Genomic DNA, 13,472 nt, shown 5'->3' with positions numbered 1-13,472 from the left:
TCAACTCCCGCCCATAATTATAAGATGCACGATTCCTACCAGAAAAGCTGCTACAGTTCCGAAGACGATAACCGAGCCAGCTAGCTTGAACATATTGCCGCCTACACCAAGTACAAGTCCTTCCGCTCGATGCTCAATCGCTGCAGAGCATAACGAATTCGCAAAACCAGTCACAGGTACAGAGCTGCCTGCACCAGCCCATTGAGCTATTTTATCGTACACTCCGAAGCTGGTCAGTATAACAGAGATGATAATTAATACAGCAACCGTTGGGTTGCCTGCTGTTTTTTCCGTGAAACCAAACCACTTAATGAACATTTGCATAAAACATTCACCGATTAAACAAATGGTTCCTCCAACCAAAAAGGCTCGCATACAGTTTTTCAGAACGGGTCTTTTGGGCTCTTTAAGCTTCGCTAAGTTCTGATATTCCTGCTGAGTCATTGTCAGGTTTTTCTTCTTGTTGTTGGCCATACATTCCCTCCTGCTCCTTCGAGCATCTAGGTTCTCAGAATCGTAGAAAGGTCTCGAATCACCTTCATTAACTGCTCTGAACATACTTCATACATCTGCTTCGCTTGCCATCATAGAGATCAACGGTTAATTCACCATTCGTGTCTACATGTGCGAGGAATACATTTTCCTTCGTTACTCCTAGCTTAACCAGTTCCTTATGTAGCCATCCTCGACTTCTTCCTGTCGCAGCCAAGGACTCATCTTGATATTACCGTCCATGATAACCGTCTGTTTTGGCTTCTTGCTAATCAACTTCATACCAAGATGCTTAGGTGTCAGCGGTTGTAGATCACTTTTTAGCAAAACAACTTAAGTCCTCGCTAGCCTTGAGCATTGCGAATTATACTTCGGCAACTCGAAAAATACTTTTTGTGCGCAGCTGCTCGAGCAGTTCATCCCCCGCATAACGTTCTTTTTTTAAAGAATCCTCAAATATTTTGCCATCTTTAATGACAACTGTTCCTTTACCTTCAAACCAAAGGCGTAAAGTCTTACTTTTGAGCGTTAAAAATCCAAGAGCAAAAGGGATGAGTCACCAGACAAGTAAAGCGATGAGCCCATGCGCGAAATTAGCTTCGACATCGGTTGACATAGATCCAGCCAAGTCACCAATTGTTAAGCCTAGGACATATTCAAAAAAAGTCAGTTGAGATATTTGTTTTTTCCCAAAATTTCGCGTTAGTACAAATAGAATGACCAGTGCACTAAACGCTCTGACAATGATATATACCCAATCTGCCACAATCTTTCCCTCTCTCCTTCCTATAACGCTAAACAAAATCATTATGCACAATTTAAGTGTCATCTATCATCGAATCCGATTGGATTTAATTGTTAATTATGACAGCGAGAAGTCAGGGCATATTAATGAGCGCAAACAAATGAAAAAGCCAAAGCCATTTGGTTGCAATTAAAAAAAAAAAAGAGGTGCACAACATGACGGTAGCTTCTGACGTAAAAACAACTTTGGCCTCACTTAAAAGTGCGCAGGCCAGCTTAGAAACGTTTGCTCTAAGCACACAGAATCAAGAAGCTAAACAATTGTATGAGACTGCGGCTCTATCCGCGCAAGACATCGTAAATCAAGTTGCCTCCCGGGTGCAGCAACTGGAAAACGAAGAACCTCAATACAAAGGGTTCTAGTCCGAAAAACTAAAAAACAGCCGGCTGCGAGTTCTCGCAAACGGCTGTTTTTAGGTTAAAACAAACTGTTGAGGATCAGAGTGAGTAAAACGAACAGAACTAATATAAGCAGTATCAGCTTTTCTTTTGGCATTCATGCCGCCCCTCATTTCGAATGAGATTCCTACTTATTCCAATGGCTGACCGGATGCCTTCCTCAGCTCATTAGCCAATCGATGAAACTCTTCTCTTGCTACTGTATCTTCGGTTGCCAAATACGCCGCAGATAAAAAAGCAATGATTTTATTCGCATCTGCCACACTCAACATAGAATCATTACCTCCCTAAATTCCCTTATTTACCCCTCCAATAATCGAAAGTCATATCGCACAATGACTACGCGGTAAGGCTTCTCGGTTTCAGGATACACCGTAATTGTGTAGCACGAATTGTACTCTAGTGTATTCATCCATAGGCAAGAGCGTGCAAAAAAACGTTGCATCCCTAATGGCGTGCGCGCTAGATTAAACTATTATTTTCATAACTTTTTGATAGATTTCTAAATAGCGTTTTGTATAGATCCACCATCGCTTTTTAACAAGATAGCGCATAAGAGATTGGTTACACTCATCTCGATTAACTCCTAACAGTCTTTGCAATTGAGCAAGGATGCCAAGAAAGTAAGTCCTAACCCTTGTCCCCAGCCTTGAATCCGTTTGTATGGGACTCCTTTGTAGCCCGTCAATATACAGTTGTCCTGAGCAGATTAACTGTGCCGCGATTACCTGCCGAACCGAAAGTTTCCAAATAAGCGACGGGGACTCCGTTTTTTGGCTTAAATGAAAAGAGCCTACCCGAAGGTAAGCTCCACATGAATAATAAACTTATTATTCCTCGTAAATCACAACTGACTTCGTTTCCTCTTCCCATTTAACAGTAGCTTTTAGAGCTTCGCTAATGAAACGAACCGGTACAACAGTATTGCCTTCAACGATGACTGCAGGAACTTCCAGTGTTACTTCTTTACCATCTACAAAAGCTTTTGTGCTATCGATAAAAAGCTTCACTGTAATTCCGCCACGAGTAACCGTTACCGAACGTTCTTCCGCGTTCCATGTCACTTCGGCTTTTAGCGACTCCGAAATCGCACGGAATGGAACCAACGTGCTGCCATCTTTAATGAAAGGATTAACTTCCAAAGCAGGCTCCTCACCATTCACATACAATAGCACGCCTTTTTTCCCTAGTTTTTCAAAAAGCTTGCCCAGTTTCTTGTAGGAGTTCAGGTTCTTAATGTTTGCTTTTACTGCTTCCTTCTGAACATAAACCGCATCAGTTACACTACCCTGCTCGTCCAATACATCGGCAACAGCAGAAAGAGCAGCATCCCGCTCCTTAATCGCATCAAGCTCAGCCTTTAATTGATCGCTAATGTGAGCACCGTAGTTTGTCAAAAGAAGATCGGCAATAACAGCTCCGGCTGGCTTATCCTTTACATTTTCGAGCGCATGAAGAAGACCTAAATAACCGTTTTTGCCATGGCTACCATAAGTATCGGAGGTTACAGTTGCATCCTTACCCCCATTAACTTTCACATTTAGTTCTACGACTGGTTTGGACGTATCTGCTTTATCAGCATTATTGCCATTCTCGGATTTTGCAAAAGCAGATCCAGTCATAAGGCTAGATACAACAATGCATGTAGCTGTAATCATCCAGGGCTTGTTCATTTTCATAATAATGGCTCCTCAATTGGGATTTATTTACTCTCCTACATATTCGACATGATTCTTATTTTTGGAGGGGTCGGTTGATAATTGAAAAAAATCCACCTCCGCTGTTGCTGCAAGATTGCATAAAAAAGAGCCTTAGGAAGCACATGCTTCCCAAGGCTCTACGCCTATTTATTTCAAATAAAACACTTCACGCATTGGTTGAATCGGCACGGCTTCTCGGAAATCAAAGGAACCAACGACCATCTTCGAGGTAATCGCATTCCATTGATTACACACTTCACTATCAGCTAAGTAAGCAAATGCAGCATCTATATCATCGCACAAGAAGCAGTAGAAAAACTGTGCACCATTTTGAAAGATAGAATAATCCCGAATGCCGGCTTTTCTATGCTCTTCCATAATCTCCGGCCATGGAGCCAGATGCATACGGACATATTCCTCCAAATCTTCTTCGCGTATGGTCCATGTCCATGCGAATTTCCCGCTATTCGTCATGCGATCACCCTTCCCTAATTTAAAAATATTCAAACTGCTCCTTGAACCCTTCTGGCAAATGAAGTGGAAGTCCTGCATATTGAAACGCGAACCGTTCCAATACGACAAATATGTGCCCCAACTGCCAACGGATTGTATTCCGAAACCCTTCGGGGATTCGGTCGGCAGTTTCCTCCGTTAACCCCTCCACCGTTTTTAAGATTTGGCCCCTCACGAAGGACAGTTGTTTGAACAAATAGTGTTCCATCGCCCTCACTCCTTTAAACACTCGTTATGGAATATTTTAACACATATCTTTTTGAATAGTAGCACAATGTTAATGCCCGTTGATCAATCATGCTTTTTGCAAGGTTTAATTCATCTAGCTCCGACCGCTCAACCAACACGCGCTGTTGAGCACTAACCGCCTGTATGCTTCCGATTTAAACGACGGTGCGTGATGACCGGGTTGTAAATAGATGACTTTCCCGAGACAATAAGCTTGTTCCCAGGCCGCAGGGTAACGATTTCCGGCAAATTCGAACTCTAAGAAAACAGTTTTGGGGGTGAAGGGGTCAAAATCGAACAAATACGGCTCTTCATCCATGTTAAAGTTCTCGACACCCTCCAGTAATGGATGATTCTCTGCTGTCCTGTAATATTTAAGCGCCTGGTAAGGAGGATGCCCGATAAACTTTGCGCCGATCATCTGCAGCAGCTCGTAGCTGCGCTGCAGCGAAATGCCGTTATGGATGACAAGCAGCCTTCCGCCACCTGCCACAAACCGTAGAAGACCTGCAGATTGTTCCATTGTAAGGTCGCGGTTCCAACAGTCCGTATAGGAAATACATAACGGAAATTGACTTTGATCCAACTCCGCGAAACAGTTATAATCCTCTGTACTTGTAAGTTGAAACTCGCCGCTAAGAATCGCTTCCAGCTCCTGTCTTGCCGGCTCCAAAGGATGCCATGGAGCATCGGTGTCATCACCAATCAATAGTACATTCGTTTTATCGCTCATATGCCTTTCCCTCCTCTTTTCATTTACCAAGGCAACTCTTTACCCGTGTCCGCTTCGATGTAAATCGGCTTTTCGTGGACCTTGTACTTGAATTCCTCAATCCGTTTCAAAATGTTCTCTGCGGCCTCTTCTGACGTATACGTCCCGGCTGAGTTCCACGTGCCGCTCATATATGATTTGACCCAACCGGGGTGAAGAAGGATGACACGTCCGCCTTCCTTACGGATCTTGTTATGGATAATCGTGGAACCCATATTAAGAGCCGCTTTGGCCATACAATACCCGAACCAAGCTTCTCTATGGCTATTCCCGATGCTGCCGGCCTCCGAAGAAATACTGACAATCAGCTTTCCGCCATTCATAATTGGCTCAATCAGTGCGTTCGACATCCGGATTGCGCCGAGGGCAGACACGTTGTACACTCGCTGAATCTCGTCAAAATCGATCTCGTCTTCCACCGTTTTCTCCGTATCGCCGAGGATCGCCGCGTTGTTGATCAGGAGATCCAGCTTATTGGTCATACTCTTGATGAAAATAGCTGCTTCCTTCACACTCTCGTCCATCCCCACATTCAATTTGAATGCGTGTAGCTGTCTAGGGAACTGTTCCGCAAGCAGGATCATCTCTTCGTTGTTTTCCATAATGCCCCCCGCATAAACGGTATACCCCTCACGTAGTAGAGCCTTGGTAATCGCTAGACCAATTCCCCTATCCGTTCCGGTTACACAAGCCGTCTTATTCTTCGTCATTTGTACTGTCTCCACCATTCATCGATAATTTTACTTTAGGAATGATTGGCCCTTGGCGGCCAAGGCTCTACGGATCTGCTCCATCGCCTTTGGTCCCATACCATGCAACTTTAAGACTTCAGCTTCAGTCAGCTTACTGAACTGCTCAAGCCGCAAGTATCCAGCACTGGCGAGTGCACGACGTGCCGGACTGGCTAGCCCGGTCGGAAGGTTAGATTCGGGTTCAATTTTGTTGTTCTTTGACATATCGAATTCCCCTTCATTGCAAATTTAATTACCAAACAACTCTTTAATCGTGTCAGCCAAATGCACAATACCCCATTCTAGTTCATGCAGCTTGGCATAAGCGTAGGAGATACGCAAATAGCTTCCTGCATTTCGATTATAAATCGAACCAGGATTTAACAAAATACCTTCTTTTAAAGCTCGCTCAAACAGCAAATGCATCGGTACATCCACGGTGAGGCGAAGCCAAATATAGAAACCGCCTGTTGGCACTGACCATATGGCAATCTCCTTAAAATAGGTCATCAACAACTGAACAGTTAGGTTCCGTCTAATTTTCAGTTGTTCTCTAACATAGACTAGATGCTCTTTGTACAAACCTCTGCCGAGCCATTCGGCTGCCGCCCACTGTGATACTGAGCTCGAGCCATAATCGTTCTGCATTTTGATATCTGCTAATCGTTCAATAACGGGTTCTGGGGCGACCACCCAACCAATCCTTAGCCCTGGACTTAAGGTCTTCGACAAGCTCCTCAAATAGAGAACCAATGTATTGGGATCCCTAGCCTTTAACGTTCCCTATAGACATTATCCTCAATGATCGGGAGACCTTCATCGGCACAAATCTTCATCAGTTCTTGACGTCTCTCCTCAGTCATCAGCGTGCTAGTAGGGTTATGAAAAGAAGAAATGGTATAGAGCAGCGAAGCGTTATAGCCTTCTTTATATCGGCTAATAGCAAGTACTCAGCTATCTGTTTCCGCAAATATAGATTTCCCTTAGGTTCTTCATAGTCCATTTCTATACTTAAAAAGAGAATTAAAGCGTTACACTAGTTTCCTAGCTCTGGTTTTTTGGTTTGGCGTTTGCGGGACTCCTAGTGGGTAAGCGAGATTCCAATGGGCATTTCATCGCCAAATTAAACAAGGTTTCTGCCTGCATGATATGGGGGGTAGCTATTTATATGGGGATGCAATTCATATGAAAAGATTGGCGACGAAAAGATGGTCACGTTAGAGCGGCTTATCCAGGACTATCTTGAACACCTAGTTCTTCATCTTGAGCAAATATTTCGCACATATTAAAGTAAAGTGCCCTTCAATAAAATGAGCAGGCTGTCTCAAGACACCTGCTCAATCCTGTATTTTAAACTGACAATCTAAAAAACTACAAAAAAAACTAAAAGCTATGGCGTACCTGCGAGTAGAAAGGAGCGCTATACTAAAGTCGCAACTAATGAAAGCACTTAGCATGATCATCATCGTCACCGTACAGGTTATGACACGCAAACTGTTTGACTTCGTTTTCTTCTGGTCGGAGGAAGTGACAATGCTGCTCCTCATCAGGTTCTCTTTCATGGGAATTGCGATTGGCTTCCGTGAGAAGCTGTACCTTGGCATTGACCCCTTCACCCACAAGCTTCGGTAAAACCATATCCACGCTCTCCGACTTCTTCTCCCCATCTCTAGCCTCCACTCCGTCGATTTGAAAACGCATACAATATAGCTTTGGAAAGAAAAACCAGTTGCTAGAGCAACTGGTTAACGTTTTACAAGATCTTCACGAATCGGTGTAAAGACATCTAACAAAGCGGATTCTTCTAATGCCGTAACACCATGCTTTGCTCCGCTAGGTATGTAAACCGTCTGGCCTTGCTCGATTACTGTCACTACACCATCTATGGTAAACTCAATTTTCCCTTTTAAACAATAGGACATTTGTTCATGAATATGAAAATGCTGATAACCGATGGCACCAGGCTCGAAATGAACCTCCATCATCATTAAACCAACTTCAGCTTTTAGAATGCAGCGTTTAACGCCTGGCTCTGCTGCTTCCCATACGCCAATATTAGACATCTGACTTCCCCTTTCGTAATAGAACGATCCCAGAAAAAAATAAAAGGACCGCAAGCGGCCCTTCACTTACTTTTTAATTATATCTGACAAGCACCTAATTGAACATACTTGCTTCTAAACGAACATTACGAGTTTACCGATGCACGATCTTTCCCTTTGTCGGCTTCACCCGCATTTTTGTTCGCTGCCTCACGATCGTGCTGCATTTCTTCCACTGTTTTCATCTTCAAGCGAGCTGCGCCCTCGTAGTTGCGCGTCGGAACGAGGTTTCCAGCTGCAAGGCGCTGTTTCGCTTCGGCAATAGCCGTACCATACTGAGGCAGCCATGCCTCCTGTGCGACCAGCATTTCATCGACCATTTGCCATATTTCTTTGGGATTGCACACTGCTCCCACAAGCGGATCCATCATAAACGCTTGACGAAGCAGCTTATCATCGCCATGAACAGCTGCTTCTACGGCTAGCCGCTGCACGGAAATACTGACATTACACACAGCTGCCGGTCCAAGCGGCAGGTCTCCAACATGCGGCATCGAGATGCCGTTGCCATCTACATAACCCGGCGCTTCAATGATCGCATCATTCGGCAGGTTCGAGATAACACCGTTATTGACCAAATTGAAATGTCCGCGATACACGCGTCCTGTTTCAAGTCCCTCGATAATATAGGAACCGTGCTCTTCACTGCGTTTCTCTGATGCGTAAACGAATGCCTTATCCTTCATCCAATTCGGAAAATCCGTCTCGAACCAGTTTCGCCCCTCCGTGCATACACGCAAATAGCCGCCTGTTTCGCCATTAATCCAGCTGCCCATGTCAATCCAATCATGGATTTCGCTAGCGCGCTTCCGGTACCAAGGCACATACTCGCTCAAATGTCCATTGGATTCTGTGCTATAGTAGCCAAAACGGCGCAGCATGTCGATTCGCACTTTTTCCGTACGCGTGAACTCCGGATTATTCTCGAAGGCTTCAAGCAAGCCGCCTGTTAAATCCTTGCCGTTGTGACGAATTTGTACGTACCATGTTTGGTGATTGATGCCCGCACAAATAATATCCACTTCTTTTTTCTTTAAGCCGAAAACTTCTGCAATTTGTTTATGTCCATGCTGCACACCGTGACATAAACCAATCGTCCGCACACCGCCGTACTTGTTGCAAGCCCAAGTCATCATGGCCATCGGATTCGCATAATTTAACAGCAGCACATCAGGCGAAGCCACTTCTCGGATATCTTGGCAAATGCGCAGCATTTCCGAAATGCCTCGCTGACCATACATTATACCTCCGGCACACAGCGTGTCGCCCACACATTGGTCCACGCCATATTTCAGCGGAATATCCACATCGGTCGCAAAAGCCTCCAGACCTCCCACACGGATCGTGCACAAGATATACTTCGCATCTTTCAATGCTTCACGACGGTCTGTAGTCGCTTGAATCTCTATCGCTAAGCCATTTTCACGAATATCCCGTTGGCATAGCTCGGTTACCATATCTAAGTTATGTTGATTAATGTCTGTAAAAGCCACTTGAACATTATGAAATTCAGGAACAGCTAACAAATCCCGTAATAGTCCGCGTGTAAATCCAATACTCCCCGCTCCAATAAAAGCTACCTTAAATGACATTTCTATCGTCCTCTCTGTCGTTTAATCTACAATTCACATTGTATCAAGCGCGAATGAGAAAACGTTATCAAATTCCTAACTTCATCGGAAGTGATTTGTCAAAAATCCTAACTTTTTTCTGGATAATCCCACTTTTGAGTATTCATCGATTTGCGAAATTCGGTTGGAGTTATGTCCGTATAGTCTTTGAAAAGCATATGGAAATACTGACGGCTTCCGACCCCGATATAATCGCATATCTCTGAAATCGGCACATTCGTTTCAAGCAGCAGCATTTTGGCTTTTTCCATCCGAATGACAGTCAAATAAGACATCAGTGTTTGGCCCGTTAATGTTTTAAAAATCCGTTGTAAATAGCCCGGATGTAAATTGACGGCTCCCGCAATGTCCTTCACTTGGATATCGCGGTCATAGTTTTGATGCAAATAATCCATACTTTGCTTCACATACCACTCACTTTGCGCCAATCGGCTGCTTACTGATTCCCGCCAAAGCCTCGCAATCCGAATAAGCAGCTGAGCGAAGAGCAATAGAACCATCGTTTCACTTTTGGCCGCTGCTTTATCCAGCTCAAGCACCAAGCTTTTCATGATATGGTATACCTCATCGGGATCCCGAAGTACCAAATAGGTAGATTCGACCTCCAACAGGGATGACAACAGCTTGTCTTCGGTTGCCAGTTGTTGAATAGACGGGTACACGCCTTTTTGCTCCATGAATCGAAACTCGACATTTAGCATTCTACATGGGTTAGCCTCGTCTACGATCAAACGATGGGATACGTTAGCGTTAATGATGATGAATTCACCCTTTTTGAGACTAACCGTTTCGGTATGTGCTGGCTGGGTCTGAATTTCAACCTCACAGAATCCTTTTATGGTATACATTATTTCTATTGCATCATGGCGATGAAAGGACATATAGAAGCCTTGCCATTGTTTAAAATAGTAGGCTACCACTTGAGGATGGCTATGTTGCTCGGTCAATAATGCCGGGAAAAGGGTACCTCTATTCTGCATTACGAATCTCCTTTCCCCCAAGAGGAAGCCCTTATTTCTGATGGGGTTTTTCCCGTTTGCTGTTTCACCATTCGCGCGAAATGGTAGCTCGTTTTGAATCCACTGCGCTGTGCTATTTCCGATATCGATAACCCTGTATGGGTGAGTAATTCAATAGCCCGCAAAACACGGTAATGCCACACGTATTTGATCGGCGTCGTGTGCTCGTACTTACGGAATAGCCGAACCAAATGCTCATCAGAAACTCCCGTTTTCGCGGCAATCATCGTCAAACCGATTTCTTCCTTAAACGCTTGATGAATGTAAGATTTAGCTCGTAAAACAGAAGGATGAATATCTTTCTGAAGCTGCGCTTTGGATAACTCGGATATAAACAATTGAATCGCTGTATGGCCCAGACTACGCATCACGGTACCTGTATCGGCATGCTCGGAACGGATGGTTAGCATGAGGTCTGTTATCCGGTTCAAATGTTCAGAAATTGGAATGCTAAACGGAAGTTGTTCCAAAGCTTTCACATCATCCACTGATAGTGGTTGAACGCGTACAGCCACCCACCGATGCCAACTGTCCTGATTATCCGCGAATGCAAAATGCTCGATATGCCCAGGCTTCAGAAGAGCCACATTGCCGGGCTCCAGTCTGAAGACAACTCCATCAATGGCCACTTCCATTGAACCAGTATGTAATAAAACAAGTTGAATATCTTGTTGTATGCGAGGACCATACCTGCCACCCGGTGGATATACAATCGTACCGACCGTAGCGGTATCGATATGGTTGAAGCTAATTGGTTCCAACTGATTCGTCATGTGCTTCATCTCCAGAAAAGCTGCGTCATCATTAAGGCAATTGTAACCGCCGATCGGTAAAAAGAAAATCCCCTCATAAAGAAGGGATTTTGCATTTTTGCGCCTTAATTATCGTTTAAACAAAACCGGAAAATATTCATTTGCAAAAGGTTGACCTTGAAAAGGGCGTGGTCCTAACAGACGGATATTGTCATGACGCTGCACGCCTGCGCGGTAGCTCGTGCCGCCCGGCATCAAATGTGCAACAACAGCCATACGCGGCTCATTCGTCTTATTCGCACCGGACCCGTGGAACGTAAGGCCGTGATGAAAGCTTGCCTGTCCTGCCTTCAGAATGCAGGGCTCCTCGACCCATTCGTGACCTGCCGCATATTTGTTCCGAAGCTCCTCCATGTTCGGATTGAAGAAAGTGTTGCTATCAGGTATCAGTCCCCACTTGTGAGAGCCTAGAATGGTCATCATCCCGCCATTAGTCAGATCTGTGTCCTGCAGCGCAATCCATACAGTTACCATTTTTGAATTGCTGGAGCATTGCCAGTACCCATAATCCTGATGCCAGCCAACGTTGCCTGATGGAGTTTCCTTGTCGCCGACACCTGGCTTATAAATAACCTGATCGTGCCACAGCCGGATTTCATCGGTTGCCAGCAGATCAGCCGCAAGCTCTCCGATAAACGGATCCGTGACGATATTTCGGATCTCGTCATTGATCCACCATCCGTTATCCAGCTTACGCAGCGAATCGGGGTTGGGGTTCGGACGGTAATGGTTCATCGGAAGCCCATCGCCGTCGTAATCGCCAGTCCACACCCGTTCATGCGCTCGTCGCAACCGTTCGATTTGATCGTCGTCCAGCAGCTTCGGGGATATCCAGTAGCCGTCCTGATTGAATGTATCCTTATCCTGAGCAGTAATTTTGTAAGCTCTCTCTGCTTGCAAAGTCATCGTAAATCCCTCCTTCATCGTCTTGCATTCATCATACTTAATCCCAAGTATATTGACGTTCATAGAGCTACTTAGTAGTATGAAAAACATATAAGACAAACAAGAACAGTCGACTGAACTTAGCAGGAGGTCCTCCCCGTGCCTGAAAAACAAAGTCCACGCTGGACTTACGACATCAATACGGAAGGTCGCATACCAGGAGTTCCGGAGCTGCTCCTTTTCGGCTTCGATGAGATTAGATCTGCACTGCCCCTTTCCTATCATAAGCATGCCGGCTACGAATTCGTATTGGTTGAACGAGGCAAAGCTAGCTGGGAGTTGGACGGACACGTCTATGAGACAAAAGCAGGCGATGTGTTTCACACCATCCCCGGCGAGGTTCATCGCGGGGGCTTCAACGTGATTGAACCTAGCCGGTTCTGGTGGTTCATCGTCGCACCGCCGCATTCGGAAGACTGGCTGCGCTTGCCGCCAGACGAGAGTGAGTGCTTCAAACGCGCATTAGAGGCATTGCCCAGAGTTACCCACATTGGCCTGCAGGCTATTGACGTCTTCCGACAGCTGAGGAATGCTTTAAATTCCAACAGTCCCTTACGATCCGCCTCTATCCGCCATGCTTTGCTCGGATTGCTGCTCCGTATTCTTCAACCTAGTCAACAAATTGTTTTGCTAGCCAATGATCTATTGCATCAATTTGATACACTGAGAAGGCGAATTGACGATGAGCCTCAATGGCGCCCCACTATTGAAGAGTTGGCTGGCTTTGTTCGGATCAGCCCATCCCACTTCTTTCGCACCTTCCAGGAATACACTGGACTTCCCCCAATGGTATATATTGAACGAGTGCGAATAAAGAAAGCTTGCGGACTCCTAGTTGAAGGCACGGATACTGTCACAGAGATTGCCAATGAATTGGGCTACGCGTCAAGTCAACATTTCGCCACCGTGTTTAAACGCATTACAGGCATGACCCCTATCCAATGGAGGATGTATCAAACTGGCCGGAATGATGCGCTCTAACGGGTATTCCAGATGCAACAGCAGAGCATAAGTCTGCATCAAAAACATCCCAAATAAAAATAAGGGCACTGAAAAAGGACCATGGAGTCTACAAATGTAGACTCCATGGTCCTCTTTCGTCATTCATAAGAGAAGCTTTTCCATTTCCTAATCCCGTTCATCTGGATCGCTAGTCGAGAACGCCTTTTTTACATTATCCATGATTTCCTCGACGGCCTCACTCAGCATATCGGTCGGCGTTGTGTCTTCTTCATTAGGTTGAGTTGGAATTGTATCGTTACTCACGTGATCGAAATAATGACTTTTATCCATAAGCTAACCTCCTGTAGGGTTGTTGTTTCCT

The 13,472-nt window shown here is 45.1% G+C and carries 21 protein-coding genes and 1 pseudogene; 3 read left to right on the top strand and 19 right to left on the bottom strand.

What is annotated here, in order from left to right:
* The 4 genes from spoVAC to BLT91_RS33395 form a co-directional block, all read right to left on the bottom strand.
* Positions 1–474, bottom strand: coding sequence for a stage V sporulation protein AC (gene spoVAC / locus BLT91_RS01485; protein WP_090815869.1), 474 nt, complete (start codon positions 472–474; stop codon positions 1–3).
* Between the two features lie 180 nt (positions 475–654).
* Positions 655–819, bottom strand: a complete 165-nt coding sequence (locus tag BLT91_RS33405; RefSeq protein WP_302847445.1) for a DUF421 domain-containing protein — start codon at positions 817–819, stop codon at positions 655–657.
* 37 nt (positions 820–856) lie between these two features.
* Positions 857–967 (bottom strand): YetF domain-containing protein, encoded by a 111-nt coding sequence (locus BLT91_RS33400; RefSeq protein ID WP_368086770.1) that lies wholly within the window; start codon positions 965–967, stop codon positions 857–859.
* Positions 968–1,048: 81 nt separating this feature from the next.
* Positions 1,049–1,258 carry a DUF421 domain-containing protein gene (locus tag BLT91_RS33395; RefSeq protein WP_302847444.1) on the bottom strand — a complete coding sequence of 70 codons (210 nt, stop codon included), beginning with the start codon at positions 1,256–1,258 and terminating at the stop codon, positions 1,049–1,051.
* Between the two features lie 194 nt (positions 1,259–1,452).
* Between BLT91_RS33395 and BLT91_RS01475 the strand changes: the two genes are divergently transcribed.
* A complete protein-coding gene (locus BLT91_RS01475) occupies positions 1,453–1,659 on the top strand; it encodes a DUF1657 domain-containing protein (RefSeq protein ID WP_090815867.1) in 207 nt (68 codons plus the stop codon).
* 167 nt (positions 1,660–1,826) lie between these two features.
* Here BLT91_RS01475 and BLT91_RS01470 read toward each other — a convergent pair whose 3' ends face one another.
* The 9 genes and pseudogenes from BLT91_RS01470 to BLT91_RS01435 form a co-directional block, all read right to left on the bottom strand.
* Positions 1,827–1,967: an N-acetylmuramoyl-L-alanine amidase gene (locus BLT91_RS01470; protein ID WP_090815865.1), complete on the bottom strand. Its 141-nt coding sequence runs from the start codon at positions 1,965–1,967 to the stop codon at positions 1,827–1,829.
* Between the two features lie 314 nt (positions 1,968–2,281).
* Positions 2,282–2,377, bottom strand: a pseudogene (locus tag BLT91_RS32530) (hypothetical protein); the annotation flags it as partial.
* 148 nt (positions 2,378–2,525) lie between these two features.
* Positions 2,526–3,374, bottom strand: coding sequence for a copper amine oxidase N-terminal domain-containing protein (locus BLT91_RS01465; RefSeq protein WP_090815863.1), 849 nt, complete (start codon positions 3,372–3,374; stop codon positions 2,526–2,528).
* A 168-nt stretch (positions 3,375–3,542) separates the two neighbouring features.
* Complete coding sequence (locus tag BLT91_RS01460; protein ID WP_090817169.1) at positions 3,543–3,869, bottom strand: L-rhamnose mutarotase; 327 nt, start codon at positions 3,867–3,869, stop codon at positions 3,543–3,545.
* Between the two features lie 19 nt (positions 3,870–3,888).
* The gene (locus tag BLT91_RS01455; protein ID WP_090815861.1) at positions 3,889–4,116 is read right to left on the bottom strand and encodes a DinB family protein; all 228 of its coding nucleotides are present in this window, start codon (positions 4,114–4,116) and stop codon (positions 3,889–3,891) included.
* A gap of 114 nt (positions 4,117–4,230) precedes the next feature.
* Positions 4,231–4,869 carry a ThuA domain-containing protein gene (locus tag BLT91_RS01450; RefSeq protein ID WP_090815859.1) on the bottom strand — a complete coding sequence of 213 codons (639 nt, stop codon included), beginning with the start codon at positions 4,867–4,869 and terminating at the stop codon, positions 4,231–4,233.
* Positions 4,870–4,892: 23 nt separating this feature from the next.
* Positions 4,893–5,618: an SDR family NAD(P)-dependent oxidoreductase gene (locus BLT91_RS01445; protein ID WP_090815857.1), complete on the bottom strand. Its 726-nt coding sequence runs from the start codon at positions 5,616–5,618 to the stop codon at positions 4,893–4,895.
* A gap of 30 nt (positions 5,619–5,648) precedes the next feature.
* A complete protein-coding gene (locus BLT91_RS01440; RefSeq protein ID WP_090815855.1) occupies positions 5,649–5,864 on the bottom strand; it encodes a helix-hairpin-helix domain-containing protein in 216 nt (71 codons plus the stop codon).
* A gap of 24 nt (positions 5,865–5,888) precedes the next feature.
* Entirely contained in the window at positions 5,889–6,371 is a 483-nt protein-coding gene (locus BLT91_RS01435) for an aminotransferase class I/II-fold pyridoxal phosphate-dependent enzyme (protein ID WP_254776745.1), read from the bottom strand.
* Positions 6,372–7,031: 660 nt separating this feature from the next.
* Between BLT91_RS01435 and BLT91_RS33765 the strand changes: the two genes are divergently transcribed.
* The gene (locus BLT91_RS33765; RefSeq protein WP_090815853.1) at positions 7,032–7,271 is read left to right on the top strand and encodes a TRAP transporter small permease subunit; all 240 of its coding nucleotides are present in this window, start codon (positions 7,032–7,034) and stop codon (positions 7,269–7,271) included.
* Between the two features lie 113 nt (positions 7,272–7,384).
* Here BLT91_RS33765 and BLT91_RS01425 read toward each other — a convergent pair whose 3' ends face one another.
* The 5 genes from BLT91_RS01425 to BLT91_RS01405 all read right to left on the bottom strand — a co-directional run bounded on the left by BLT91_RS01425 (position 7,385) and on the right by BLT91_RS01405 (position 12,109).
* Entirely contained in the window at positions 7,385–7,702 is a 318-nt protein-coding gene (locus BLT91_RS01425) for a cupin domain-containing protein (RefSeq protein WP_090815851.1), read from the bottom strand.
* A gap of 125 nt (positions 7,703–7,827) precedes the next feature.
* Entirely contained in the window at positions 7,828–9,333 is a 1,506-nt protein-coding gene (locus tag BLT91_RS01420) for an alpha-glucosidase/alpha-galactosidase (RefSeq protein ID WP_090815836.1), read from the bottom strand.
* Positions 9,334–9,440: 107 nt separating this feature from the next.
* On the bottom strand, positions 9,441–10,352 hold the full coding sequence (locus BLT91_RS01415) for an AraC family transcriptional regulator (RefSeq protein ID WP_090815834.1): 912 nt from the start codon (positions 10,350–10,352) through the stop codon (positions 9,441–9,443).
* Entirely contained in the window at positions 10,352–11,164 is an 813-nt protein-coding gene (locus BLT91_RS01410; RefSeq protein WP_254776744.1) for an AraC family transcriptional regulator, read from the bottom strand. Before BLT91_RS01410 ends, BLT91_RS01415 begins: the two co-directional genes overlap by 1 nt.
* A 108-nt stretch (positions 11,165–11,272) precedes the next feature.
* Positions 11,273–12,109, bottom strand: coding sequence for a phytanoyl-CoA dioxygenase family protein (locus BLT91_RS01405; protein WP_090815830.1), 837 nt, complete (start codon positions 12,107–12,109; stop codon positions 11,273–11,275).
* Between the two features lie 138 nt (positions 12,110–12,247).
* Here BLT91_RS01405 and BLT91_RS01400 point away from each other — a divergent pair, with 138 nt between their 5' ends.
* Positions 12,248–13,129 (top strand): helix-turn-helix domain-containing protein, encoded by an 882-nt coding sequence (locus BLT91_RS01400; protein ID WP_090815828.1) that lies wholly within the window; start codon positions 12,248–12,250, stop codon positions 13,127–13,129.
* 147 nt (positions 13,130–13,276) lie between these two features.
* Here the strand turns inward: BLT91_RS01400 and BLT91_RS31170 are convergent, their stop codons facing one another.
* Positions 13,277–13,441, bottom strand: coding sequence for a hypothetical protein (locus tag BLT91_RS31170; RefSeq protein ID WP_175532044.1), 165 nt, complete (start codon positions 13,439–13,441; stop codon positions 13,277–13,279).
* Positions 13,442–13,472: the final 31 nt, after the last annotated feature.

This window comes from Paenibacillus sp. yr247 (assembly GCF_900103825.1).
Taxonomy (GTDB): Bacteria; Bacillota; Bacilli; order Paenibacillales; family NBRC-103111; genus Paenibacillus_E.
Note: the sequence above shows the minus strand (reverse complement) of the source record. Positions and strands in the feature narration are given on the sequence as shown.

Bases quoted from the DNA above. Each gene is read 5' to 3' on its own strand.
- spoVAC (WP_090815869.1), bottom strand. From the start codon at position 474: ATGGCCAACAACAAGAAGAAAAACCTGACAATGACTCAGCAGGAATAT.
- BLT91_RS01475 (WP_090815867.1), top strand. From the start codon at position 1,453: ATGACGGTAGCTTCTGACGTAAAAACAACTTTGGCCTCACTTAAAAGT.
- BLT91_RS01470 (WP_090815865.1), bottom strand. From the start codon at position 1,967: ATGTTGAGTGTGGCAGATGCGAATAAAATCATTGCTTTTTTATCTGCG.
- BLT91_RS01465 (WP_090815863.1), bottom strand. From the start codon at position 3,374: ATGAAAATGAACAAGCCCTGGATGATTACAGCTACATGCATTGTTGTA.
- BLT91_RS01460 (WP_090817169.1), bottom strand. From the start codon at position 3,869: ATGACGAATAGCGGGAAATTCGCATGGACATGGACCATACGCGAAGAA.
- BLT91_RS01455 (WP_090815861.1), bottom strand. From the start codon at position 4,116: ATGGAACACTATTTGTTCAAACAACTGTCCTTCGTGAGGGGCCAAATC.
- BLT91_RS01450 (WP_090815859.1), bottom strand. From the start codon at position 4,869: ATGAGCGATAAAACGAATGTACTATTGATTGGTGATGACACCGATGCT.
- BLT91_RS01445 (WP_090815857.1), bottom strand. From the start codon at position 5,618: ATGACGAAGAATAAGACGGCTTGTGTAACCGGAACGGATAGGGGAATT.
- BLT91_RS01440 (WP_090815855.1), bottom strand. From the start codon at position 5,864: ATGTCAAAGAACAACAAAATTGAACCCGAATCTAACCTTCCGACCGGG.
- BLT91_RS33765 (WP_090815853.1), top strand. From the start codon at position 7,032: ATGGCGTACCTGCGAGTAGAAAGGAGCGCTATACTAAAGTCGCAACTA.
- BLT91_RS01425 (WP_090815851.1), bottom strand. From the start codon at position 7,702: ATGTCTAATATTGGCGTATGGGAAGCAGCAGAGCCAGGCGTTAAACGC.
- BLT91_RS01420 (WP_090815836.1), bottom strand. From the start codon at position 9,333: ATGTCATTTAAGGTAGCTTTTATTGGAGCGGGGAGTATTGGATTTACA.
- BLT91_RS01415 (WP_090815834.1), bottom strand. From the start codon at position 10,352: ATGCAGAATAGAGGTACCCTTTTCCCGGCATTATTGACCGAGCAACAT.
- BLT91_RS01410 (WP_254776744.1), bottom strand. From the start codon at position 11,164: ATGACGAATCAGTTGGAACCAATTAGCTTCAACCATATCGATACCGCT.
- BLT91_RS01405 (WP_090815830.1), bottom strand. From the start codon at position 12,109: ATGACTTTGCAAGCAGAGAGAGCTTACAAAATTACTGCTCAGGATAAG.
- BLT91_RS31170 (WP_175532044.1), bottom strand. From the start codon at position 13,441: ATGGATAAAAGTCATTATTTCGATCACGTGAGTAACGATACAATTCCA.